Annotated in this window: 24 protein-coding genes; 18 read left to right on the top strand and 6 right to left on the bottom strand. The window is 59.3% G+C overall.

Annotated elements, in window-relative coordinates; all coding sequences use genetic code 11:
- The first annotated feature begins 50 nt into the window (after positions 1-50).
- The 18 genes from CLM58_RS17200 (at position 51) to cysE (ending at position 14,875) form a co-directional block, all read left to right on the top strand.
- Positions 51-398: a hypothetical protein gene (locus tag CLM58_RS17200; protein ID WP_158221916.1), complete on the top strand. Its 348-nt coding sequence runs from the start codon at positions 51-53 to the stop codon at positions 396-398.
- Positions 301-1,671: a DNA-packaging protein gene (locus CLM58_RS14350; protein ID WP_095597129.1), complete on the top strand. Its 1,371-nt coding sequence runs from the start codon at positions 301-303 to the stop codon at positions 1,669-1,671. The genes CLM58_RS17200 and CLM58_RS14350 overlap by 98 nt, the downstream gene beginning before the upstream one ends.
- An 87-nt stretch (positions 1,672-1,758) precedes the next feature.
- Complete coding sequence (locus CLM58_RS14345) at positions 1,759-2,922, top strand: phage portal protein (protein WP_095596563.1); 1,164 nt, start codon at positions 1,759-1,761, stop codon at positions 2,920-2,922.
- Positions 2,919-3,155: a GTA head formation protein, RCAP_rcc01685 family gene (locus tag CLM58_RS14340; protein ID WP_095596562.1), complete on the top strand. Its 237-nt coding sequence runs from the start codon at positions 2,919-2,921 to the stop codon at positions 3,153-3,155. The genes CLM58_RS14345 and CLM58_RS14340 overlap by 4 nt, the downstream gene beginning before the upstream one ends.
- Positions 3,156-3,265: 110 nt before the next feature.
- Positions 3,266-3,820 (top strand): HK97 family phage prohead protease, encoded by a 555-nt coding sequence (locus CLM58_RS14335; RefSeq protein WP_095596561.1) that lies wholly within the window; start codon positions 3,266-3,268, stop codon positions 3,818-3,820.
- Positions 3,821-3,841: 21 nt separating this feature from the next.
- A complete protein-coding gene (locus CLM58_RS14330; protein WP_095596560.1) occupies positions 3,842-5,023 on the top strand; it encodes a phage major capsid protein in 1,182 nt (393 codons plus the stop codon).
- Positions 5,024-5,151: 128 nt separating this feature from the next.
- Complete coding sequence (locus CLM58_RS14325) at positions 5,152-5,757, top strand: head-tail connector protein (RefSeq protein WP_308422186.1); 606 nt, start codon at positions 5,152-5,154, stop codon at positions 5,755-5,757.
- The gene (locus tag CLM58_RS14320) at positions 5,754-6,092 is read left to right on the top strand and encodes a head-tail adaptor protein (RefSeq protein ID WP_095596559.1); all 339 of its coding nucleotides are present in this window, start codon (positions 5,754-5,756) and stop codon (positions 6,090-6,092) included. The genes CLM58_RS14325 and CLM58_RS14320 overlap by 4 nt, the downstream gene beginning before the upstream one ends.
- The gene (locus CLM58_RS14315; protein WP_095596558.1) at positions 6,089-6,499 is read left to right on the top strand and encodes a DUF3168 domain-containing protein; all 411 of its coding nucleotides are present in this window, start codon (positions 6,089-6,091) and stop codon (positions 6,497-6,499) included. Before CLM58_RS14320 ends, CLM58_RS14315 begins: the two co-directional genes overlap by 4 nt.
- Before the next feature lie 20 nt (positions 6,500-6,519).
- On the top strand, positions 6,520-6,933 hold the full coding sequence (locus CLM58_RS14310) for a phage major tail protein, TP901-1 family (RefSeq protein WP_095596557.1): 414 nt from the start codon (positions 6,520-6,522) through the stop codon (positions 6,931-6,933).
- Positions 6,933-7,256 carry a GTA-gp10 family protein gene (locus tag CLM58_RS14305; protein ID WP_095596556.1) on the top strand — a complete coding sequence of 108 codons (324 nt, stop codon included), beginning with the start codon at positions 6,933-6,935 and terminating at the stop codon, positions 7,254-7,256. Before CLM58_RS14310 ends, CLM58_RS14305 begins: the two co-directional genes overlap by 1 nt.
- Positions 7,243-7,434, top strand: coding sequence for a rcc01693 family protein (locus CLM58_RS14300; protein ID WP_095596555.1), 192 nt, complete (start codon positions 7,243-7,245; stop codon positions 7,432-7,434). Before CLM58_RS14305 ends, CLM58_RS14300 begins: the two co-directional genes overlap by 14 nt.
- A 1-nt stretch (position 7,435) precedes the next feature.
- On the top strand, positions 7,436-8,098 hold the full coding sequence (locus CLM58_RS14295; protein WP_095596554.1) for a phage tail tape measure protein: 663 nt from the start codon (positions 7,436-7,438) through the stop codon (positions 8,096-8,098).
- 7 nt (positions 8,099-8,105) lie between these two features.
- Complete coding sequence (locus CLM58_RS14290) at positions 8,106-8,738, top strand: DUF2460 domain-containing protein (RefSeq protein WP_095596553.1); 633 nt, start codon at positions 8,106-8,108, stop codon at positions 8,736-8,738.
- Entirely contained in the window at positions 8,738-9,622 is an 885-nt protein-coding gene (locus tag CLM58_RS14285; RefSeq protein WP_095596552.1) for a DUF2163 domain-containing protein, read from the top strand. Before CLM58_RS14290 ends, CLM58_RS14285 begins: the two co-directional genes overlap by 1 nt.
- On the top strand, positions 9,619-10,059 hold the full coding sequence (locus CLM58_RS14280; RefSeq protein WP_095596551.1) for an NlpC/P60 family protein: 441 nt from the start codon (positions 9,619-9,621) through the stop codon (positions 10,057-10,059). The genes CLM58_RS14285 and CLM58_RS14280 overlap by 4 nt, the downstream gene beginning before the upstream one ends.
- On the top strand, positions 10,059-13,976 hold the full coding sequence (locus CLM58_RS14275; RefSeq protein ID WP_095596550.1) for a baseplate multidomain protein megatron: 3,918 nt from the start codon (positions 10,059-10,061) through the stop codon (positions 13,974-13,976). The genes CLM58_RS14280 and CLM58_RS14275 overlap by 1 nt, the downstream gene beginning before the upstream one ends.
- A 95-nt stretch (positions 13,977-14,071) precedes the next feature.
- Entirely contained in the window at positions 14,072-14,875 is an 804-nt protein-coding gene (gene cysE / locus CLM58_RS14270; protein ID WP_095597127.1) for a serine O-acetyltransferase, read from the top strand.
- 75 nt (positions 14,876-14,950) lie between these two features.
- Here the strand turns inward: cysE and CLM58_RS14265 are convergent, their stop codons facing one another.
- From CLM58_RS14265 to CLM58_RS14240, 6 genes are all read right to left on the bottom strand, one after another.
- Entirely contained in the window at positions 14,951-16,252 is a 1,302-nt protein-coding gene (locus tag CLM58_RS14265) for a pyruvate dehydrogenase complex dihydrolipoamide acetyltransferase (protein ID WP_095596549.1), read from the bottom strand.
- A 12-nt stretch (positions 16,253-16,264) separates the two neighbouring features.
- Positions 16,265-17,638: a pyruvate dehydrogenase complex E1 component subunit beta gene (locus CLM58_RS14260; protein ID WP_095596548.1), complete on the bottom strand. Its 1,374-nt coding sequence runs from the start codon at positions 17,636-17,638 to the stop codon at positions 16,265-16,267.
- A 14-nt stretch (positions 17,639-17,652) separates the two neighbouring features.
- A complete protein-coding gene (gene pdhA, locus CLM58_RS14255; protein ID WP_095596547.1) occupies positions 17,653-18,648 on the bottom strand; it encodes a pyruvate dehydrogenase (acetyl-transferring) E1 component subunit alpha in 996 nt (331 codons plus the stop codon).
- Positions 18,649-18,789: 141 nt separating this feature from the next.
- Complete coding sequence (locus CLM58_RS14250) at positions 18,790-19,092, bottom strand: septum formation initiator family protein (protein ID WP_095597126.1); 303 nt, start codon at positions 19,090-19,092, stop codon at positions 18,790-18,792.
- Positions 19,093-19,257: 165 nt separating this feature from the next.
- Positions 19,258-20,151 carry a fructose bisphosphate aldolase gene (locus CLM58_RS14245; protein WP_095596546.1) on the bottom strand — a complete coding sequence of 298 codons (894 nt, stop codon included), beginning with the start codon at positions 20,149-20,151 and terminating at the stop codon, positions 19,258-19,260.
- A 171-nt stretch (positions 20,152-20,322) separates the two neighbouring features.
- Complete coding sequence (locus tag CLM58_RS14240; RefSeq protein ID WP_095596545.1) at positions 20,323-21,501, bottom strand: phosphoglycerate kinase; 1,179 nt, start codon at positions 21,499-21,501, stop codon at positions 20,323-20,325.
- Positions 21,502-21,590 lie beyond the last annotated feature (89 nt).

The raw sequence follows: 21,590 nt of genomic DNA, 5'->3' as shown, positions 1-21,590 counted from the left end.
GCTTTTTCATTTCTCTCGTGCGGGGAGCATGAGGGGCAGGCAAAACACAGATGACAATACAAACACGGCTCGGACCAGAGCAAGCCGCGCAAGAAGTTCTTGTCGAGGCAGAGGCGCATTACACGCGTACGATTCAGACGCTGCATGCGATTATCGAAGATGTGAAAGCGGGCCAATTGGACCGTACGAAAGAGCTGAAAGATGCGTTGCGCAATTTGCACAACGCGAGTCAGACAGCCTTTGATGAAAGGTCGAAAGTTGAAAAACGTCTTAGAGCAGAAGCCGGAATCCTTAACGACTATGCATTCGACCTCGACGGGGCCCGATCTGAGATCCGGGGCCGACTGGATCGCCTGCGCAACGCCGCAGGAGCAGGAGGAGTTCCTGAAGGGTCTTGAGGAGAGCACTTTGCTGGCCTTGCCCTATCTGTTCGACTTTTGGGCCTTGCCACACCAGCTGCCGCCCGAGGGCGACTGGCGCACTTGGGTTGTGATGGGCGGTCGTGGTGCGGGGAAAACCCGCGCCGGGGCCGAGTGGGTGCGGGCAGAGGTCGAGGGATCACGGCCGTTGGATATTGGGCGCTCGCGCCGTGTGGCTTTGGTGGGGGAAACCATCGAGCAGGCGCGCGAGGTAATGGTGTTTGGCGACAGCGGTATCCTGGCCTGTTCGCCCCCGGATCGCCGCCCGAAGTGGGAGGCCACGCGAAAGCGGCTGGTTTGGCCAAACGGGGCGGTGGCGCAGGTGTTTTCAGCGCACGAACCCGAAAGCCTGAGGGGCCCGCAATTCGATGCGGCTTGGGTAGATGAGTTGGCCAAGTGGAAGCGAGCTGAAGATGCCTGGGACATGTTGCAATTTGGCTTGCGGTTGGGGCCGCAGCCTCGGCAATGCGTGACGACGACGCCCCGAAATGTGGATGTGTTGAAGACGGTGTTGGCGAGCCCGTCGACCGTGGTGACTCATGCCGCGACAGAGGCGAACCGGGCTTATCTGGCGGCGTCTTTCCTTGATGAGGTCAGAAGCCGATATGCGGGCACGCGGTTGGGGCGGCAAGAGCTTGAGGGCGTTCTGTTGGAGGACGCGGAGGGCGCTTTGTGGACCCTAGCGATGATCGAGGCGATGCGGATCGAGGCCGCGCCTGAGATGGACCGCATCGTTGTGGCGATCGACCCGCCTGTGACCGGTGGGGCCTCGGCTGATGAGTGCGGGATCATTGTGGCGGGGGTTCAGATGCAGGGCTCGCCGCAGGAGTGGACATCTGTGGTGCTGGAAGATGCCTCGGTTCAGGGGGCTTCACCTCAGCAATGGGCCGAAGCCGCTATAGCCGCGATGGAGCGGCATGGGGCGGACCGGTTGGTCGCAGAGGTAAACCAAGGCGGCGATCTGGTTGAAACTGTGTTGCGGCAAATCGATCCGTTGGTGCCTTATCGACCGGTACGGGCCTCTAAGGGCAAGGTCGCCCGGGCAGAGCCTGTGGCGGCGCTCTACGAACAGGGGCGGGTGTCTCATGTGCGCGGGCTTGGCGATCTAGAGGACCAGATGTGCCGCATGACCGCGCAAGGCTATGAGGGGCAGGGCAGCCCGGATCGCGTAGACGCGCTTGTCTGGGCCTTGCATGCGCTGATGATCGAACCGGCGGCCGGATGGCGCCGTCCTCGGGTGCGTACGCTGTAATCAAGATTTGTTTAACCAAAATTGGAACTCTGCCTTTCGTGGGCGGGGTGAGTTGTTGTGCCCAAGCGACCCGGAAGGAGCAATCGGATGGTATTGAACATGTTTCGCCGCGAGGCACCGGAGGTGAAGGCCAGCGCCACGGGACGCGTGGTGGCCTTTCACGGGGCGGGCCGCGTAGCCTGGAGCCCGCGGGACGTTGTGTCGTTGACCAAAACAGGGTTCGCGGCGAACCCGGTGGGGTTCCGCTCGGTCAAGCTGATTGCAGAGGCGGCGAGCGCGTTGCCCTTGGTTCTGCAGGACAGTGAGCGTCGGTTTGAAGTGCATCCGGTACTGGATCTGATCCGCCGTCCGAATGCGGCGCAGGGGCGGGCCGAGTTGTTCGAGGGGCTGTTCGGGCAGTTGTTGCTGTCGGGGAACGCATATGTTGAGGCCGTCGGAGACGAAGGCGTTCCGGCAGAGCTGCATGTGCTGCGCTCGGACCGGATGAACCTAGTGCCTGGGGCGGATGGGTGGCCAGTGGCCTATGAATACGCCGTGGGTGGACGCAAGCATCGCTTCGATATGACAGGCGGGGTGCCTCCGATCCTGCATATCAAAAGTTTCCATCCGCAGGATGATCACTATGGGCTGTCTCCGATGCAGGCGGCTGCAACGGCGATCGATGTGCACAACGCGGCGTCGCGCTGGTCAAAGGCGTTGCTGGACAATGCGGCGCGGCCGTCCGGGGCGATTGTCTATCGCGGCGTCGATGGGCAGGGGCAGATGTCGGAAGAGCAGTACCAGCGCCTTCAGGATGAGATGCTGAGCTACCATCAGGGGGCCTCGAACGCGGGGCGGCCGATGTTGCTGGAAGGCGGCTTGGACTGGAAACCCATGGGTCTGTCGCCGCAGGACATGGAGTTCCAAAAGACAAAGGAAGCCGCTGCGCGAGAGATCGCCTTGGCCTTTGGCGTGCCGCCGATGTTGTTGGGGCTGCCGGGGGACGCGACCTATTCGAATTACCAGGAAGCGAACCGGGCGTTTTACCGGCTGACCGTGTTGCCGTTGGTCTTGAAAGTGACTGCGGCCCTGTCGGAGTGGTTGTCGCTGTATGCCGGAGAGATGGTGCACCTGAAACCCGATCTGGATCAGGTGCCCGCGTTGGCAGCAGAGCGGGAAAGCCAGTGGAAACGGATTTCGGACGCGGATTTTCTGACGAATGCCGAGAAGCGGCATCTGCTTGGGCTGCCCAAGCTGGCGGAGGATGCATGAGTGTACCGGAACGCAGCGGCTCGCGGTTTCTGTATGCGCCCTTCGAGATGGCCAACGCCAAGATCGAAGCGAATGAGCGGGTCGCGATGGAGCGGTGGTCGGCCTTGGAGTACCGGCTGACGCGCATTGAGGCGCTGATGGAGCGTCTGGAGCGGCGGTTGTGGTTGGCTGTCTACGGCGTTGCAGCAGCTGTTTTGGCGCAGTGGGCGGTGTCGCTTCTGGGCGCGCAATAACGAAATTCGAAGGGCAGCGCCGAGCTGCGGTCAGGTGGGGATCTGGCCAGAGCGGCGGTTTGGCGCTGCCCAAGAGCGAAGATTTCTAAGGAGTTTTCTGCATGTCCCAAATGGGGTTGGAACATAAGTTTTGCGGGCTCGAAAGCACGCTGAGCGTGACCGATGGTCATGTGGTCGAAGGCTATGCCTCTTTGTTTGGCAAGGCTGATCAGGGCGGTGATGTGGTGCAGCCGGGGGCCTATGCCGGGTCGCTGCAGGCGCTGGCGAAGGCCGGGCGCTCGGTCAAGATGCTTTGGCAGCATGACCCAGCCCAGCCCATCGGGATTTGGGATGAGGTGCGCGAGGATGCGACGGGCCTGTATGTCAAAGGCCGCCTGTTAGACGACGTCGCCAAAGGGCGCGAGGCTGCGGCCTTGATCGAGGCCGGTGCCATTGACGGGCTGTCCATCGGCTATCGCACCAAGCGGGCCGAGAAAGATGCAAGCGGGCGCCGCCTGCTTTCCGAGTTGGAGCTGTGGGAGGTCTCTCTTGTGACCTTCCCCATGCTTCCCGATGCGCGGGTCGGGGCCAAGGCAAGTGATGCCGAGGACACCCTGCTGCGTGAGATGGCGGTGGCTTTTACCGACGCTGCCAAATCGCTGGCGGGCCCTGACGGCCTCGTCTGAACACCAACTAAGGATCACGAAATGAGCACATGTGAGACCAAGGCCGGGGCGGGCTCGCCCACGGCAGAGGTGACGTCTGCCCTGAAGAGCTTTGTCAGCGACATCAAGGGCTTTCAGGACACGATCAACAACCGACTTCAGAAACAAGAAGAGCGACTGACCATGCTGGACCGCAAGACTGCATTTAACGGGCGTCCCGCCCTTTCCACCGCCGCCGATGTCGAGGCGCCGCACCAGAAGGCCTTTGCTGCCTATCTTCGTTCGGGTGACGAGGACGCCCTGCGTGGCCTGGACATGGAAGGCAAGGCGATGAGCACTGCCGTGAACACCGATGGGGGGTTCCTGGTGGATCCACAGACCTCAGAAGAGATCAAGTCGGTGCTGAAATCCACGGCCTCGATCCGCTCGATTGCCAATGTTGTGGCGGTAGAGGCGACCTCTTACGACGTGCTGATTGACCATTCGGATGTTGGCTCTGGCTGGGCGTCGGAAACATCGACCCTGACCGAGACCGCGACCCCGCAGATCGACCGCGTCACCATTGCGTTGCACGAACTGTCTGCGATGCCCAAGGCCAGCCAGCGCCTGCTGGATGACAGTGCCTTTGACGTCGAAGGCTGGCTGGCGACGCGGATTGCCGACAAATTCCTGCGCTCGGAGGCGACGGCCTTCATCAACGGTGATGGTGTCGACAAGCCGAAAGGCTTTCTGGATCACACGGCGGTCGCCGAGGCCAGCTGGAGCTGGGGCAACGTGGGCTATATCGCGACCGGTGCGGATGGGGATTTCAGCGGTGCAAACCCGTCTGATGCAATCCTGGATCTGGTCTATGCGCTGAATGCCCAATACCGCGCGAATGCGACTTTCGTGATGAACTCGAAAACTGCGGGCGCCGTGCGCAAGATGAAAGACGCCGATGGCCGCTTCCTGTGGTCGGACGGTCTGGCCGCGGCAGAGCCTGCGCGTCTGTTGGGCTATCCGGTACTGATCGCGGAAGACATGCCGGATATCGCGTCGGATTCCATGGCGATTGCCTTTGGTGATTTTGCTGCCGGCTACACCATTGCCGAGCGCCCGGACCTGCGTGTTCTGCGCGATCCGTTCAGCGCCAAGCCTCATGTCCTGTTCTATGCGACCAAGCGTGTGGGTGGTGATGTCAGCGACTTTGCGGCGATCAAGCTGCTGAAATTCGCGGTCTCCTAAGCGACCTGCGAAGGGCCGTTTCGGCGGTCTGACGGCGCGCGCCGGGGGATACTTGTGTTGTCTAGCAGCCTCCTCCGTCCGAGCAATGCAAGCGGCGCGCGCCTGACCCTGTCGGGGGAAATCCGGAGATGAATATGATGTTAAGTGTTGTGACCCCCGTGCCGGATGCAGCGTTGCCGGTGGAGGCCTTCAAGGACCACCTGCGACTTGGAACCGGTTTCGCCTCTAGCGGGTCGGAAGACGCGCTGCTGTTGGGCTTTCTGCGGGCTGCAATGGCGGCGGTTGAAGGACGCACGGGCAAAGCTTTGTTGCTTCGTACCTATCAGTGGACGCTGACGGCGTGGCGTGATGCGACACGGCAAGCTTTGCCGGTGGCCCCGGTAGCGGTGGTGTCAGAGCTTCGGTTGACTGATAGTGCGGGCAGCGAAGAGGTGGTCGCGGCCGAGACCTATCGTCTGGTGCGCGATACCCATCGCCCGTTGCTAGAGGCGCTGGGGATCGCTTTGCCGATGGTGCCGTTGGGCGGTGAGGCGCGGGTGACGTTTGATGCGGGCTTCGCGGCGGATTGGACAAATTTGCCTGCCGATCTGGCGCAAGCCGTGTTCATGCTGGCAGCGCATTACTATGAACACCGTCAGTCCTCGGGCTTTGGCGAACCGGATATGCCCTATGACGTTGCCAAGCTGATCGAGCCTTGGCGGACGGTGCGTATCTTGGGTGGAGGCCGCCCATGACGGCCCCGGTTCTGAACAGAAAGCTGGTTTTGGAAAGCCCCCTGCGGGCCGAGGACGGCGCGGGTGGTTACACGCAGTACTGGGTCGAGCTTGGTTCGCTTTGGGCCGACGTAAAGCCGGGGACCGGGCGAGAGCGCGCCAGCGGCGGCACGACCCTGTCGCGCGTGGCCACGAAGATTACGGTACGCGGGGCGCCCGAAGGATCGGATGCGCGACCCAAACCCGAGCAGCGATTTCGCGAAGGCAATCGGGTTTTCACCATCCTCGCTGTAACGGAACGCGATGCCCGGGGCCATTACCTGACCTGTTTCACGGAAGAGGAGCAGGGCGCATGAGCTATGCCGTTTCAGCCGCGTTACAGGCGGCGGTGTACCAGTCATTGACCTCGGATGCCGTTCTGGTCGGCCAAGTGGGCGACGCGATCTTTGATGCGATGCCTGCGGGCGAGGTGCCCCCTATCTATGTGACGCTTGGGCCCGAGAAGGTGCGCGATGCCTCGGATGCGACGGGGCGCGGGGCAATTCATGTCTTCGTGGTCAGTGTGGTGACCTCTGAGGCGGGGTTTCAGATGGCCAAAACAGTCTCGGCAACGATCTGTGACCGACTGATAGATGTAGATCTGGTTTTGACCCGCGGCACCCTGATCAACCTGAGTTTCGACAGCGCGAAGGCAAGGCGGACAGAAAACGCAGACCTGCGCCAGATCGATCTGACCTTTCGCGCCCGTGTGGCGGATGAATAACCCTTGCAAGGAGTGACAAGATGACAGCCCAAAGCGGCAAGGACCTTCTGATCAAGCTGGACCTCAATGGAGCCGGCCAGTTTCAGACCATCGCGGGCCTGCGCGCCACGCGGATCAGCTTTAACGCCGAAACGGTGGATGTGACCTCTCTGGAAAGCCAGGGTGGGTGGCGAGAGCTTCTGGGTGGGGCGGGCGTGAAGTCGGCCTCTTTGTCGGGGTCTGGTGTATTCAAAGATGAAAACACCGATGAACGTGCCCGCCAGATTTTCTTCGAAGGAGAAACGCCAGAGTTCCAGGTGATCATTCCGGACTTTGGGATTGTCCAGGGTGCGTTTCAGATCAGCGCGATCGAATACGCAGGCAGCCACAATGGTGAGGCGACCTATGAAATCTCACTGGCTTCGGCCGGTGCGCTGAGCTTCACCGCCCTGTGATGGCGAACCCGTGGAGCGGAGAGGTGGCGTTGGTTTTGAACGGTGAAAGTCACGTTCTGAAGCTGACGCTTGGTGCATTGGCAGAGCTGGAGGCAGCGTTAGAGGCTGACAGTCTTGTTGCGCTGATCGAGCGGTTCGAGGGTGGCAGATACGCGACCCGTGACGTTCTGGCTTTGCTGTTGGCGGGGTTGCGAGGCGGGGGGTGGGCTGGGTCCTCGGATGATCTGGCTGCGGCTGAAATTGCTGGCGGCCCGGTTGAGGCAGCAAAGGTTGCTGCGCAGCTTCTGGCACGCGCCTTCACGGTACCGAATGCAGCGATTTGAATGGGCAGCCCTGATGCGCGCCGGGATATCAGGCTTACGCCTGAGGCCGTCTGAGTTCTGGGCGCTTACCCCTGCAGAACTGGCCTTGATGCTGGGCGTCGGTCCCGGGTCGGCGCCGCTTTCGCGCGGGCGGCTGGAAGAGCTTGCCCGTGCGTTCCCCGATAGTGATGGAGGTTAAGATGACCAGTCGGTTTGATTTAGAGGAACTCGGCGACGATCTGGATGCCTTGGAGACCAGCTTTGCCGATACCCGCAGTATGGCACGTGCCTTCGACGTAGAGCTTTTGCGAATGCGAGAGAGCCTGACGCTGACCAATGCGGAGGTGGGCACGTTTTCGCGCTCTGTCGGTCGGGGTTTAAGAAATGCCTTTGACGACTTGGTCTTTGAAGGCGCCAAGCTTTCAGATGTTCTGAAGGATGTCGCCCAATCGATTAGTAACGCTGCCTATAACGCGGCAATGCGGCCCGTCCAAAACCAACTTGGAGGGCTGGTTGCAGGCGGGATCGAGGGGTTGATCAGCTCTGTCGTGCCCTTCGCGAATGGTGGTGCTTTCACCCAGGGGCGCGTGATGCCCTTTGCCACTGGCGGGATCGTCAGCGGGCCGGTTGCCTTCCCAATGCGAGGTGGCACCGGCTTGATGGGCGAAGCCGGACCCGAGGCGATCATGCCTCTGACGCGTGGGGCGGACGGGCGTCTTGGCGTCCGCTCTGAAGGGGGTGGGCGGTCGGTCAACATCACCATGAACATAACGACCCCTGACGTTCAGGGTTTCCAACGCAGCCAAAGCCAGATCGCCGCGAATATGTCCCGGCTGATGGCTCGTGGTCGCCGCAATCTGTGAGGATCGGATGGGATTTCACGAAATACGCTTCCCGGCAAACCTGAGCTTTGGATCGGTTGGTGGGCCGGAACGCCGGACCGACATCGTAACGCTTGCGAACGGGTTCGAAGAGCGCAACACGCCGTGGGAACACGCGCGTCGGCGGTATGACGCGGGTGTGGGCTTGCGTTCGCTAGATGATATCGAGGCCCTGATTGCCTTCTTCGAGGCCCGCCGCGGCCCCCTTTATGGGTTCCGCTGGAAAGACTGGTCTGACTACAAGTCAAGTTCTCCATCGAAAGATGTGACCTTCGCGGATCAGGTGATCGCGGTGGGCGATGGGGAAACGACCGTATTCCAACTGACCAAGGAATATCGGTCAGGCGCGGCTGTTTATGTGCGCCCGATCTCTAAACCCGTCAGTGCCTCGGTTCAGGTGGGTGTTGATGGATCTCCCGTTCAGGAAAGCCTGGGATTCGAGGTCGATCTAGCAACTGGGCTGATCACCTTGGCCGAAGCGCCTGATGTCGGTGCGCGCGTCACAGCCGGGTTCGAGTTTGACGTGCCTGTGCGGTTCGATACCGAGGGGATCCAAACCTCTGTTGCCAGCTATCAGGCCGGGGATGCGCCGCAGGTGCCCGTGATCGAGGTGCGTGTCTGATGGAGGGAAAGCAAAGTCTGATAGCGCATCTTCAGAGCGGCACGACGACAACCTGTCGGTGCTGGTCTGTCACCCGCGTGGATGGAGTGGTGATCGGGTTCACCGATCACGACAGCGACCTGTCTTTTGAAGGTGTGACCTTCAATGCCGACAGCGGGATGACGGCGCGCAGTTTGCGACAAAGTTCGGGCCTTTCGGTCGACAATACCGAGGTACTAGGGGCGCTGAACCATGCGTCTGTTCGAGAAGAGGATATTGCGGCCGGACGCTATGATGGGGCTGAGGTCGTCGCCTGGTTGGTCAACTGGGCGAATGCAGAAGAACGCCTGCTGCAGTTCCGAGGATCGATTGGCGAAATCACACGCCAAGGCACTTCGTTTACAGCAGAGTTGCGTGGGCTGGCTGAAGCTTTGAACCGACCCGTTGGGCGGATCTATCATGCTGATTGCAGCGCAGTTCTTGGGGATCAGGCCTGCGGTTTTGATCTATCCCAACCCGGTTATGCGGTTGAGACGACTTTGGAAGCCGTGGAGGAGAACAGGATTTTCCGGTTTTCAAGTCTGCCGGAGTTCGAGGTCCAATGGTTTCAGAAAGGCACACTTGAAGTTCTGGATGGGGAGGCTTCGGGTTTGAAGGGCGTAATCCAGAATGACCAGATGACGGAAAACGGTCGATTGGTGTCGCTTTGGGATGCGCTGCGCGTGCCGGTTCTGGTCGGAAGCAAAGTGCGGCTGACCGCGGGATGCGACAGGCGGGCCGATACCTGTCGATTGAAATTCAACAATTTCCTGAACTTCAGGGGCTTCCCACACATCCCTGGCGACGACTGGATGATGGCCTATCCGCGACAAGGTCAAAACAATAATGGAGGGTCTTTGCGATGAACTCTGGAATTGCAGAGCAGGTCGTGACCGAAGCCCGCAAGTGGATTGGTACGCCATATGTTCATCAGGCCTCTTGCCTGGGCGCTGGGACCGATTGTCTTGGACTATTGCGGGGCATCTGGCGGGGTGTCTTGGGGCATGAGCCCGAAGCGGTGCCAGCTTACACAAAGGACTGGTCTGAAGCCTCGGGGGTTGAGGCGCTTTGGCAGGCAGCACGGCGCAATTTGACCGAAAAACCGTTGTTGGACGCGGCTTCAGGCGACGTTTTGCTTTTTCGAATGCGATCTGGTGCTGTTGCCAAACATCTTGGGATCCAAGGGAGCCTAGAGAGCTTTATCCACGCGTATTCTGGCCACTCGGTGGTCGAAAGCAGTTTCAGTGCCCCGTGGCGCCGCCGACTGGTGGCGCGTTTCGCCTTTCCTGAAGGAGTAAGTTAATGGCGACGATTGTTCTTTCCGCAGCCGGAGCGGCCGCTGGTGCGTCCATCGGGGGGTCGGTTCTGGGCCTGTCGAGTGTGGTTTTGGGCCGTGCTGTTGGTGCGACGCTTGGTCGGGTGGTAGACCAGCGCCTGCTTGGTGCTGGGGCGCAACCTGTCGAAACGGGTCGGATCGATCGTCTTCGTCTGTCCGGAGCCAGCGAAGGTTCTGCTGTGCAATCAGTCTTTGGCCGGACCCGCGTTGGGGGTCAGGTGATCTGGGCCTCGAACTTTTTAGAAAGCTTTTCGGAAAGCGGAGGAGGCAAGGGATCAAGTTCCTCTTCACCAACGGTCAGGTCCTATTCCTATTCTGTCAGCCTTGCGCTGGCGCTTTGTGAAGGAGAGATCCTTCGGATTGCGCGTGTCTGGGCGGATGGAGAAGAAATTCCTGTCGATGACCTGAATATGCGGGTCTATCGCGGGGGCGAGGACCAATTGCCAGACCCAAAAATCGAAGCCATCGAAGGTGCGGACAAGGCTCCGGCGTATCGCGGGCTGGCCTATGTTGTGATCGAGGACCTGCAGCTTGCTCCATATGGCAATCGGGTGCCGCAGCTCTCTTTTGAGGTGATGCGGGCAGTCCCTTCGGTCGATGGTGCAGAGACATTGCAGGATATTGTCCAAGGCGTCGCCCTGATCCCGGGGATGGGAGAGTACGGTTTGGCGACCACGCCCGTGCACTATTCCGAGGGGTTGGGGCTGAAACAATCCGCAAATGTTCATTCACCGGGGTCCCGAACGGATTTCGATGTTTCGTTGGATGCGCTGAACGAAGAGTTGCCAAACTGCGGTTCGACTTTGCTGGTCGCCAGTTGGTTCGGAGATGACTTGCGCTGCGGGCTTTGCCAAATCCGACCGAAGGTCGAACAAAAGGATTTTGACGGTGCCGAAATGCCCTGGCGTGTTGCGGGCCTTTCCAGAGATCAGGCAGAGGTCGTCCCGCAGCTTGATGGTGACGAGGTTTATGGTGGGACCACAGCAGATGCCGCTGTGCTTGAGGGGATCGCAGCGCTTAAAGCGGCGGGCAAGTCCATCACTTTCTATCCCTTTTTGGTGATGGAGCAGCTTGCTGATAACCAGCTTGTAAATCCTTGGACCGGCTCAGAGGGGCAGCCGCACTTGCCTTGGCGAGGGCGCATTACAACCTCATTGGCACAAGGCTTGGAGGGCAGTCCGGATGGCACGGCGGCCGCAGGTGCCGAGGTTGCGGCTTTCTTCGGGAATGCGTCGGTCACGGATTTTCAGGCAAGCAGTGGAACGGTTCAGTACACCGGTCCGGCAGAGTGGTCGTTCCGGCGGTTTATCCTTCATTATGCGCATCTATGTGTCATGGCCGGAGGAGTGGACACTTTTTGCATTGGGTCGGAAATGCGGGGGCTGACGCAAATTCGCGGTTCGGGAAACAATTTTCCGGCTGTTGCGGCATTGGTTCAGCTGGCGGCAGATGTTCGAAGCATTCTCGGCCCGGATGTGAAATTGACCTATGCCGCAGATTGGTCTGAATACTTTGGCTATCATCCGCAGGATGGGTCGGGGGATGTCTTCTTTCATCTGGATCCGTTGTGGAGTTCCGATGACATCGATTTCGTTGGCATCGACAATTACATGCCGCTGTCAGATTGGCGAGATGGCCGGTCGCATGCCGATGCAGAAGCCGGGTCAATCTATGATCTTGCGTATCTTCAGTCCAATATCGAAGGGGGCGAGGGGTACGATTGGTATTATGCTTCTGAAGAAGGTGCCCAGGCGCAGAGGCGGCTGCCAATTGAGGATGGAGCGTATAGCGAGCCGTGGATCTATCGCTTCAAGGACATCCGGAATTGGTGGTCTCGTACCCATCACGACAGGGTAGATGGTATCCGACAAGAACCCGCGACAGGTTGGGTGCCGCAATCAAAGCCCGTTGTGTTCGTTGAATACGGCTGCGCAGCGATTGACAAAGGGGCAAACCAGCCGAACCGTTTTCTTGACCCAAAGTCCTCTGAGTCTGGGTTGCCAAGAGGGTCCAACGGACGTCGGGACGACTATATGCAGGCACAATACCTGCGGGCTTTGACAGGGTATTGGAGCGCGGCAGAGAACAACCCTGTTTCGTCTTCTTATGGCGGGCCGATGATTGACCTTGCTTCCTCGCATGTATGGGCATGGGACGCGCGGCCTTATCCTCGCTTTCCTGCGAACTCCAAGCTTTGGACAGACGGAGGCAACTATGCGCGAGGCCATTGGCTTAACGGGCGCGCGACAGCGCAACCGCTTGCCGCCGTGGTCAAAGACATCTGCCTCAGATCCGGGGTAAGCAAAGTCGAAACCGGCGACTTGCATGGGAATGTGCGCGGATACTCTGTATTCGGAACCGAAGATGCGAGATCCATCTTGCAGCCCCTGATGTTGGCCCACGGATTCGACGCCTTTGAGCGAGAAGGACGGTTGGTATTCAAATCCCGCAACGGACACGAGGACGCTCTGGTTGATCCTGATTTCGTGGTTGCCAATCAAGACGGGGCAGACCTTTTAAAAACGCGAGCGGCAGAGGCCGAGATGGCAGATCGGATTGCGCTGAGCTTTGTCGAGGCAGACGGGGCCTATGAAACCCGCAGCGCCGAAGCGATTTTTTCTGATGAGCGCAATGTCTCGGTTTCGTCTTCCGAAGTGCCGATGGCGTTGACTGCTAATGAAGGGCGGATGACAGCGGAACGTTGGCTGGCAGAGGCGCGGATCGCCCGAGATAGTTTGCGGTTTTCGTTGCCGCTTTCGCAGATGGACTTGGGGCCAGGCGACATTCTTAGATTGGAAAACGATGGCGCGTCAGAGCGTTATCGGATCGACAGTGTCGAACACTGCACAGCTCGGGAGATTGAAGCCACACGTGTAGGTCACGGCAATTACGACGCTGTGCCCTGGGTCGAGGATACACCAAGCCTTGCTCCGTTCGCGCCGCCTTTGCCGGTTTCGTTTCAGTTTCTCGACTTGCCGCTCTTCAAGGATACGCAGAACCCTCATGCGCCGCATTTGGCAGTAACGGCGCATCCATGGCCGGGAAGTGTTTCGGTATTCAGTTCCGACACGGATAGCGGATTTACCCTGAACAGTGTGATCGAGACGGCCGCAGTGATCGGCCAGACCGAGACAGAACTTTACCGTGCGCCCGCTGGGCTATGGGACAACGGGCCGGGATTGCGGGTGAAGTTGGCTGGCGGGGCGCTGTCCTCGGCCCAGATGATGAGCGTTTTGAATGGGGCAAATGCCGTTGCGATCGGTGACGGTTCCGCCGACAAGTGGGAGGTTTTCCAGTTTGCGGAGGCGGACCTGATCGAAGCCCAAACCTATGTCCTTCGAACGCGTCTTCGCGGGCAATTGGGGACGGAAGCGGCCATGCGCGATGTTTGGCCGGTTGGCAGTCTTGTCGTGCTTCTGGACTCTCGTGTTGGTCAAATCGACATGCCCTTGGATACACGTGGATTAGCGCGAAACTATCGCGTTGGACCTTCGGGGCGGCCGGTCGATGACCCAAGTTATGGGCAAGTGCAATTGGCGTTCGATGGCGTCGGGCTGAGGCCGTATCGTCCGTGTCATTTGCGGGCCAGGCTGAATCCGTCAGGCGACATTCACACCAGCTGGATCAGGCAAACGCGGATTGACGGCGACAGCTGGCAATCAACCGAAGTGCCGTTGGGGGAAGCCCAAGAGGCGTATTTGCTTCGCGTTTTGGATGCCGAAAGCAAGATCGTCAGAGAGGCCACCACATCGGAACCCGCGTTCATCTATTCAGCAGCTCAACAGGCTGAGGACGGGAATGCCTCTGGCTTCCGGATTGCCGTTGCTCAGATCTCTGAAAGCTTCGGGCCCGGACCATCTGCGGAGATAGATGCGCCGGTTTAGATGACCTATCACGGAAATCGATTGTTACCTGAAACCTTTGTTATTGGCGGATTTATCCTAAGTAATGTATACCGCCGATAAAAAGAGGCATGACAATGGCAACGACACATCCAAAACTGGCAGAGCTGGATCCAGTCTGGCAACGCATCCGTGACGAAGCTGAAATCGTCGTCAGCGCCGAACCGCTTTTGGGTGGTTTGGTGCATTCAAGTATCTTGCACCATCCCACGATCGAGCGGGCTTTGGCCTATCGTATTGCGCTGAAATTGTCCTCGGGTGAGATGTCCGAGCAGATTTTGCGCGAGATCAGCGAAGAGGCCTACACCAGCGATCCGTCGTTGGGAGAGGTCGCCCGCGCCGATCTGGTCGCCACGTTCGAGCGTGACCCCGCGTGCCACCGGTTGTTGCAGCCTTTGGTCTATTTCAAAGGGTTCCAAGCCGTTCAGGCCTATCGTGTGGCGCATTGGCTTTGGACTGAAGGACGTCGCGACTTGGCGTATTTCATTCAGATGCGGGCGTCCGAGGTTTTTGGCGTTGATATCCATCCCGCGGCCACCATCGGCAAAGGCATCATGATCGACCACGCGCATTCCATTGTGATTGGTGAGACGGCGCGGGTCGGCGACAACGTGTCGATGCTGCATTCGGTGACGCTTGGCGGAACCGGTAAGGAAGAAGAAATTCGCCATCCGCTGATCGAAGACGGTGTTCTGATCGGAGCAGGGGCCAAGGTTCTTGGCAACATCCGCGTCGGGCATTGTTCGCGTGTCGCAGCGGGTTCTGTCGTTCTTAAAGATGTCCCGCCCTGCAGCACGGTTGCTGGTGTTCCTGCCAAAATCGTCGGCGAGGCCGGTTGTGACCAGCCTTCGGTGACGATGGATCAGCTTCTTGGGAAGTAAATCTCTGATTTAAAAGAGCTTCTAATGAAAAAGCCCGCCGTATCGGCGGGCTTTCTTGTGTTTGTTTGAGCGGTTTTACGCAAGCATGGTCATTGGGTTTTCCAAGTTCCGCGCGATTGCGTTCAAAAGGTTGGCGCCCAATGCCCCGTCGATCACCCGGTGATCAACAGACATGGTTACCGACATCACAGTCGCAACTGTCAGTTCGCCATCTTCACCAACGACCGGCTGTTTGACACCAGCGCCAACGGCCAGAATGCCTGCATGAGGTGGGTTCACGATAGCGTCGAAGTTGGGGATGCCGAACATTCCCAGATTCGAGATTGCGAAAGTGCCGCCCTGATACTCTTGAGGCATCAGTTTGCCTTCACGAGCACGGCTGGCCATGTCTTTCATCTGCGTGGACAGTGCCGACAGCGACTTCATATCTGCATCTTCCAGAACCGGGGTGAACAGGCCACCCTCGACGGCCACAGCAACCGCAACATCAGAAGTCTTCAGTTGCAGCACCCGGTCGCCCGCCCAAACGGCGTTACACTCGGGAACCTCTTGCAGAGCCAAAGCAACGGCCTTGATGATGAAGTCATTGACCGAGAGTTTCACGCCGCGATCAGCAAGCTGCTTGTTCAATTCACCGCGGAACTTCAGCAGGTTGTCCAGCTGAATGTCTTTCCGCAGATAGAAGTGCGGAATGGTCTGTTTCGCTTCAGACAGACGTGCCGCGATGGTCTTGCGCATGCCGTTGAGCTTGATCTCTTCGAACTCGCGGTTGGCGTAGGTCTTGAGAACGGCTTCGGTCGACGGACCAGTCGGCGCAGCGGCGGCCGCCGGAGCAGCAGCGGCAGGCGCGTCAGCAGGTGCTGCGGCCGGTTTCGGCGCGGCGGTGGCGTTTTCGACGTCTGCCTTGATGATCCGACCACGCGGGCCAGAACCCGCGATAGCGGTCAGGTCCAGCCCTTTGTCCGCCGCAATGCGACGGGCCAGCGGGGTTGCGAAGATACGCGAACCGTCGGCCGCAGCCGGTGCGGCCGGGGCAGGGGCAGCGGCCGCCGGGGCAGCAGCAGGCGCTTCTGCGGCAGCGGCGGGCGCAGCAGCAGGAGCTGCGGCAGGCGAACCGATGTCATCAGCGCTTTCGCCGTCTTCCAGCAGGATGGCAATCAGATCATTGACCTTCACGCCTTCGGTGCCTTCTGCGACCAGGATCTTGCCAACGATACCTTCGTCAACGGCTTCGAATTCCATCGTGGCTTTGTCGGTTTCGATCTCGGCGATGATGTCGCCAGAGTTCACTTCGTCACCTTCTTTGACCAGCCATTTGGCCAGCGTGCCTTCCTCCATCGTCGGAGAAAGAGCGGGCATCAGGATTTCTGTGGGCATTGCGTCTCTCCCTTAGCGATAAGTAACAGCTTTGGCGGCTGCGACGACTTCGTCAGTCGTGACCAGCGCCAGCTTTTCAAGGTTCGCAGCGTAGGGCATCGGAACGTCCTTGCCGGTGCAGTTGATCACGGGTGCGTCCAGATAGTCGAAGGCGTTTTCCATGATGTAGGCCGACAGGTGGTTGCCGATCGAAGCGACCGGGAAGCCTTCTTCGATGGTCACAACGCGGTTGGTCTTTTGAACCGAGCGGATGATCGTGTCATAATCCAGCGGGCGCAGGGTCCGCAGGTCGATGACCTCAGCCGAGATGCCTTCTTCTGCAAGCTTATCAGCCGCTTCCAAGGCGTACTGCATGCCGATACCGAAGGAGATCAGCGTCACGTCCGTGCCTTCACGCCAGATGCGTGCCTTGCCAAACGGGATGGTGAAATCTTCCAGATCCGGAACCTCGAAGCTGCGGCCATAGACGATTTCGTTTTCCAGGAAGATGACCGGGTTGGGGTCACGGATCGCGGTTTTCATCAGGCCTTTGTAGTCAGCTGCCGAGTAGGGCATGACAACCTTCAGGCCGGGGATCTGCGCGTACCAAGCTGCGTAGTCCTGCGAGTGCTGGGCACCCACACGCGCTGCAGCACCGTTCGGGCCGCGGAAGACCATCGGGGCACCCATCTGACCACCGGACATGTACAATGTCTTCGCGGCCGAGTTGATGATGTGGTCGATCGCCTGCATGGCGAAGTTGAAGGTCATGAATTCGACGATCGGGCGCAGGCCTGCGAATGCAGAACCTGTGGCGATACCAGCGAAGCCGTGCTCGGTGATCGGGGTGTCGATCACGCGTTTCGGGCCGAATTCATCCAGCATGCCTTGCGAGATTTTGTACGCACCTTGGTATTCTGCGACTTCTTCACCCATCAGATAGACGGTTTCGTCGCGGCGCATCTCTTCGGCCATCGCGTCGCGCAGGGCTTCGCGAACGGTCTGGGTCTTCATCGCGGTGCCTGCGGGATAGTCGGGTTCGACTTCGACAACAGCAACTGGGGCAGCCGGGGCCGCAGGTGCGGCTGCGGCAGGTGCTGCGGCGGCGGGGGCCGCTTCGGCTGCAGGCGCTGGTGCACTGGCAACAGCCGCGTCGGCGTCTTCGCCTTCTTCGACCAGAATGGCGATGGCGGTGTTGACCGCGACACCTTCGGTGCCTTCAGCGACCAGGATCTTGCCGACGATACCTTCGTCGACGGCTTCGAATTCCATGGTGGCTTTGTCGGTTTCAATCTCGGCGATGATGTCACCGGACGAGATGGTGTCGCCCTCTTTCACCAGCCATTTGGCAAGGGTGCCCTCTTCCATGGTGGGGGACAGGGCGGGCATCAGAAGTTCAATAGCCATAACGTCTCTCTCCCTCAGGCGTCGGCGTAGATGTCGGTGTAAAGCTCATCGAGCGCGGGCTCGGGGCTTGTCTTGGCGAACTCGGCGGATTCGTTGACGATCGCCTTGATCTCTTTGTCGATGGCCTTCAGGTCATCCTCGGTCGCGTGTTTGCCGGTCAGCAGCATCTGGCGAACATGTTCGATCGCGTCACGCTCTTCGCGCATTTTCTGAACCTCTTCGCGGGTCCGGTATTTCGCCGGGTCCGACATAGAGTGACCGCGGTAGCGATATGTCTTCACTTCCAGAATGTAGGGGCCTTTTCCAGAGCGGCAGTGTGCGACTGCTTTTTCGCTTGCCTCTTTGACCGCCAGAACGTCCATACCGTCAACCGTCTCGCCCGGAATGCCGAACGCGGCGCCGCGGGTGTAGATGTCGGGGGTCGAGGTCGAACGCTGCATCGAGGTGCCCATGGCATACTGGTTGTTTTCGATCACGAAGATCACCGGCAGGTCCCACAGGGCCGCCATGTTGAACGTCTCGTAGACCTGGCCCTGGTTCGCAGCACCGTCACCGAAATAGGTGAAGGTCACACGACCGTTTTCCAGATACTTGTCAGCAAAGGCCAGACCCGCACCAAGCGGAACCTGCGCGCCAACGATGCCGTGGCCACCATAGAAGTGCTTCTCTTTCGAGAACATGTGCATCGAGCCGCCTTTACCCTTCGAGTAGCCGCCTTCGCGGCCGGTCAGCTCGGCCATCACGCCGTTGGGGTCCATCCCACAGGCCAGCATGTGGCCGTGGTCGCGGTAAGAGGTGATCCGCTTGTCGCCTTCCTCGGCTGCGGCCTCAAGTCCGACAACAACGGCTTCCTGACCGATGTAGAGGTGGCAGAAGCCGCCAATCAGGCCCATGCCATAAAGCTGGCCAGCCTTTTCTTCGAAGCGGCGGATCAGGAGCATGTCCTTGTAGTATTGAAGGAGCTCTTCCTTCGATACATTGGGTTTAGCTGTCTTTTTGCGCGCGGCCATCTGGTCATCTCCTCCCGGGCGTCTGACAATAGTTTAATATTAAACTATGCATAGCAAAGCCGGTCGCGCGTTTCAAAAGAAAATTGGGAGTCATGCGGGTTCGCATGCCGGGAATGCAGTCTCTGCAAAGCTAAGGGGGTGTTAGCGGATGATGATTTCGTCTGCGCGCATCATGCCAAGGACACGACGGGCCCGTTCGTCCAGCAGGTCTAGGTCAAGATAATCATCAGACAGGCGGCGCGTTTTGTTCCGCAGATCCGCAAGTTCCAGTTCCAGTCGATCACGCTCTTCTTCAAGCGCGGCGGTTTCGGCTTCGATCTGAATGCGGTGTAACACGCCATAATCCCCTTGCACGGCGGCAAAGGTGAAATAGGCCCCGAGCCCGAAACAGGCGAGGAAATAGAGGGCCGCCCCAATAGAGGGTTTTCTGCGTGTCGGTTTCATTCTGCCTCTGGTCGGGTCTCTTTGTCGGACCCGTATGCGCAGAATCGCATAAATGATTCGTCTTGTGAATCCCCCAAACCCCGAAAAGTTTCGCGATGTACGGAATTCCGCCATAACAAAAGGCGCGAGCAATGCCCGCGCCTTCGTCAGTATCAGGAAATAGGTTTAGCCCGCGACAGAGGCGTCGAAGATGGTCTGGATCGACGCGTCCAAAGTGCTGTTGAACTCTTCGTCGGTCTGACCAGCCGACAGACCTTCGGTCAGTGCACGAGAGAAGCTCGCGATCATACCGGTGTTCTGCGACAGGCGGTTGTTCGCCTCTTCACGGCTATAGCCGCCCGACAGGGCCACGACGCGCAGAACGCGCGGGTGGTCGATGAGCGGCTTATAGGTGTTGGCGGCTTCGGGCAGGGTCAGCTTGAGCATGACGTTCTGGTCTTCTGCCAGCGCGTCCAGTTCCTTGGTGATCTCTGCCAGCAGCAGTGCTTCGGCCTCGGACTTGTCAGCGATCGAGATGGTGACCTCGGGCTCGATGATCGGAACCAGACCGTGCGACAGGATTTGGCGGCCAACTTCGAACTGCTGTTTGACGACGGCCGCGATGCCCTCGGGGTTTGCCGCGTTGATGACAGAGCGCATCTTGGTGCCGAAGATACCCTTGGCGACACCGCGTTCCAGCAGGGCGTCCAGATCGGGCATAGGTTTCATGACCTGAGTGCCGTTCACTTCGTCTGCCAAGCCTTTGTCGACTTTCAGGAAGGGAACAACGCCCAGTTCTTCCCAAAGGTATTGGCCGGTGGGGGTGCCGTCGATGTCGCGGTCCATGGTCATCTCGAACAGGATCGCGCCGACGATACGGTCACCGTTGAAGGCTGGCGATTTGATGATGCGGCTGCGCATCTGGTGGATCAGGTCGTACATCTCGGCGTCGTTGCCATAGGCGTCTTCCTCGACGCCATACAGACGTAGTGCTTTCGGAGTCGATCCGCCCGACTGGTCAAGTGCCGCAATAAAGCCGTTGCCGCTGGTGATCTTTTCAACTTGCTGCTGGTTTGCCATATCGATGTCCGCTCTGATCTGAATTCGTAACGGGCGTTTCAGCCCTTGCAGATGCTGTAGTATGGCAAGGTAAACAAGGTTGCAATTCTGGTGGCGCTAACCCTCAGATCAAACTCTGTTTCCGTTTGTATGCCCCCACATCACACCAAGAAACATGGGGGCAGGGTCTTTTTAGCCTTCCAGCGCCGCGACGCCGGGCAGGGTTTTGCCTTCCATCCATTCAAGGAACGCGCCGCCTGCGGTCGAGATATAGGTGAAATGTTCTGCCGCGCCCGAGGCGTTCAGAGCCGATACCGTGTCCCCACCGCCAGCGACCGAGATCAAGGCGCCCGATTTGGTCAGCTCTGCGGCATGCAGGGCGGCCGCATTTGTTGCGGTGTCGAAGGGCTCGATTTCAAACGCGCCAAGCGGGCCATTCCAGATCAGCGTTTTAGAGGCTTCAAAAACCCCTTTGATGGTCCCGACCGTTTCCGGACCCGCATCAAGGATCATCGCGTCAGCCGGGCAGGCGTCTGCGGCGACGGTTTCATTTACGGCGTTGGCTTTGAATTCGCGCGCGACAACTACGTCGGTGGGCAGCACGATGTTGCAGCCGGTGGATTTGGCTTTCTCCATGATCTCGGCTGCGGTGCCGGTCATGTCGTGTTCCGCAAGCGATTTGCCGACATCAATGCCCTGCGCTGCAAGGAAGGTGTTCGCCATTCCGCCGCCGATGACAAGGTGGTCGACCTTCTCGATCAAGTTGCCAAGCAGCTCCAGCTTGGTCGACACTTTCGCGCCACCAACTACGGCCACAACCGGGCGCACTGGAGTGGCCAGAGCGCTTTCCAGTGCCGAGAGTTCCGCCTGCATCAGTCGACCGGCGCAGGCGGGCAGTAGACGCGCGACGCCTTCGGTCGAAGCATGGGCGCGATGCGCCGCCGAGAATGCATCGTTGCAATAGACGTCCCCAAGCGAGGCAAGAAAGCCCGCCATTTGCGGATCATTGGCCTCTTCCATTGGTGTGAATCGGGTGTTTTCAACCAACACGACTGACCCTTCAGGCATGGCATCCAGTGCCTCACGGCTTGGGCGTTCGACGAAGGTGACTTTGGTGCCAAAGGTCTCTTCCAGCGCGGGAACCAGCTGCGATAGCGACATTTCGGGAACCGGTTTGCCCTTGGGGCGGCCAAAGTGGGCCAGCAGAACCGGGCGACCACCAGCGGCAAGGATGTCTTTGATCGTAGGTGCGATCCGCTCGATCCGGGTGGTGTCGGACACTTTGCCGTCTACCATCGGTACGTTGATGTCCACACGGGTCAGGACAAGCTTGCCCCCCAATTCCATGTCGTCGAGAGTCTTCCAAGCCATGTCGCAACCTTTGCTGGTAAAATCTGGTCTTGTGATGGCCTGATCTTGCGAAAGGGTCAACCTCTGGCTTGGCAAGAGCGTTCTCTCGC

The organism is Actibacterium pelagium (assembly GCF_002285415.1).
Lineage (GTDB): Bacteria > Pseudomonadota > Alphaproteobacteria > Rhodobacterales > Rhodobacteraceae > Actibacterium_B > Actibacterium_B pelagium.
The sequence above is the reverse complement of the archived record's forward strand: the minus strand, read 5'-3'. Positions and strand labels throughout refer to the sequence as shown.

Excerpts from the sequence above, each read along its gene's own strand:
- CLM58_RS17200 (WP_158221916.1), top strand. The coding sequence starts at position 51 with ATGACAATACAAACACGGCTCGGACCAGAGCAAGCCGCGCAAGAAGTT.
- CLM58_RS14350 (WP_095597129.1), top strand. The coding sequence starts at position 301 with ATGCATTCGACCTCGACGGGGCCCGATCTGAGATCCGGGGCCGACTGG.
- CLM58_RS14345 (WP_095596563.1), top strand. The coding sequence starts at position 1,759 with ATGGTATTGAACATGTTTCGCCGCGAGGCACCGGAGGTGAAGGCCAGC.
- CLM58_RS14340 (WP_095596562.1), top strand. The coding sequence starts at position 2,919 with ATGAGTGTACCGGAACGCAGCGGCTCGCGGTTTCTGTATGCGCCCTTC.
- CLM58_RS14335 (WP_095596561.1), top strand. The coding sequence starts at position 3,266 with ATGGGGTTGGAACATAAGTTTTGCGGGCTCGAAAGCACGCTGAGCGTG.
- CLM58_RS14330 (WP_095596560.1), top strand. The coding sequence starts at position 3,842 with ATGAGCACATGTGAGACCAAGGCCGGGGCGGGCTCGCCCACGGCAGAG.
- CLM58_RS14325 (WP_308422186.1), top strand. The coding sequence starts at position 5,152 with ATGAATATGATGTTAAGTGTTGTGACCCCCGTGCCGGATGCAGCGTTG.
- CLM58_RS14320 (WP_095596559.1), top strand. The coding sequence starts at position 5,754 with ATGACGGCCCCGGTTCTGAACAGAAAGCTGGTTTTGGAAAGCCCCCTG.
- CLM58_RS14315 (WP_095596558.1), top strand. The coding sequence starts at position 6,089 with ATGAGCTATGCCGTTTCAGCCGCGTTACAGGCGGCGGTGTACCAGTCA.
- CLM58_RS14310 (WP_095596557.1), top strand. The coding sequence starts at position 6,520 with ATGACAGCCCAAAGCGGCAAGGACCTTCTGATCAAGCTGGACCTCAAT.
- CLM58_RS14305 (WP_095596556.1), top strand. The coding sequence starts at position 6,933 with ATGGCGAACCCGTGGAGCGGAGAGGTGGCGTTGGTTTTGAACGGTGAA.
- CLM58_RS14300 (WP_095596555.1), top strand. The coding sequence starts at position 7,243 with ATGCAGCGATTTGAATGGGCAGCCCTGATGCGCGCCGGGATATCAGGC.
- CLM58_RS14295 (WP_095596554.1), top strand. The coding sequence starts at position 7,436 with ATGACCAGTCGGTTTGATTTAGAGGAACTCGGCGACGATCTGGATGCC.
- CLM58_RS14290 (WP_095596553.1), top strand. The coding sequence starts at position 8,106 with ATGGGATTTCACGAAATACGCTTCCCGGCAAACCTGAGCTTTGGATCG.
- CLM58_RS14285 (WP_095596552.1), top strand. The coding sequence starts at position 8,738 with ATGGAGGGAAAGCAAAGTCTGATAGCGCATCTTCAGAGCGGCACGACG.
- CLM58_RS14280 (WP_095596551.1), top strand. The coding sequence starts at position 9,619 with ATGAACTCTGGAATTGCAGAGCAGGTCGTGACCGAAGCCCGCAAGTGG.
- CLM58_RS14275 (WP_095596550.1), top strand. The coding sequence starts at position 10,059 with ATGGCGACGATTGTTCTTTCCGCAGCCGGAGCGGCCGCTGGTGCGTCC.
- cysE (WP_095597127.1), top strand. The coding sequence starts at position 14,072 with ATGGCAACGACACATCCAAAACTGGCAGAGCTGGATCCAGTCTGGCAA.
- CLM58_RS14265 (WP_095596549.1), bottom strand. The coding sequence starts at position 16,252 with ATGCCCACAGAAATCCTGATGCCCGCTCTTTCTCCGACGATGGAGGAA.
- CLM58_RS14260 (WP_095596548.1), bottom strand. The coding sequence starts at position 17,638 with ATGGCTATTGAACTTCTGATGCCCGCCCTGTCCCCCACCATGGAAGAG.
- pdhA (WP_095596547.1), bottom strand. The coding sequence starts at position 18,648 with ATGGCCGCGCGCAAAAAGACAGCTAAACCCAATGTATCGAAGGAAGAG.
- CLM58_RS14250 (WP_095597126.1), bottom strand. The coding sequence starts at position 19,092 with ATGAAACCGACACGCAGAAAACCCTCTATTGGGGCGGCCCTCTATTTC.
- CLM58_RS14245 (WP_095596546.1), bottom strand. The coding sequence starts at position 20,151 with ATGGCAAACCAGCAGCAAGTTGAAAAGATCACCAGCGGCAACGGCTTT.
- CLM58_RS14240 (WP_095596545.1), bottom strand. The coding sequence starts at position 21,501 with ATGGCTTGGAAGACTCTCGACGACATGGAATTGGGGGGCAAGCTTGTC.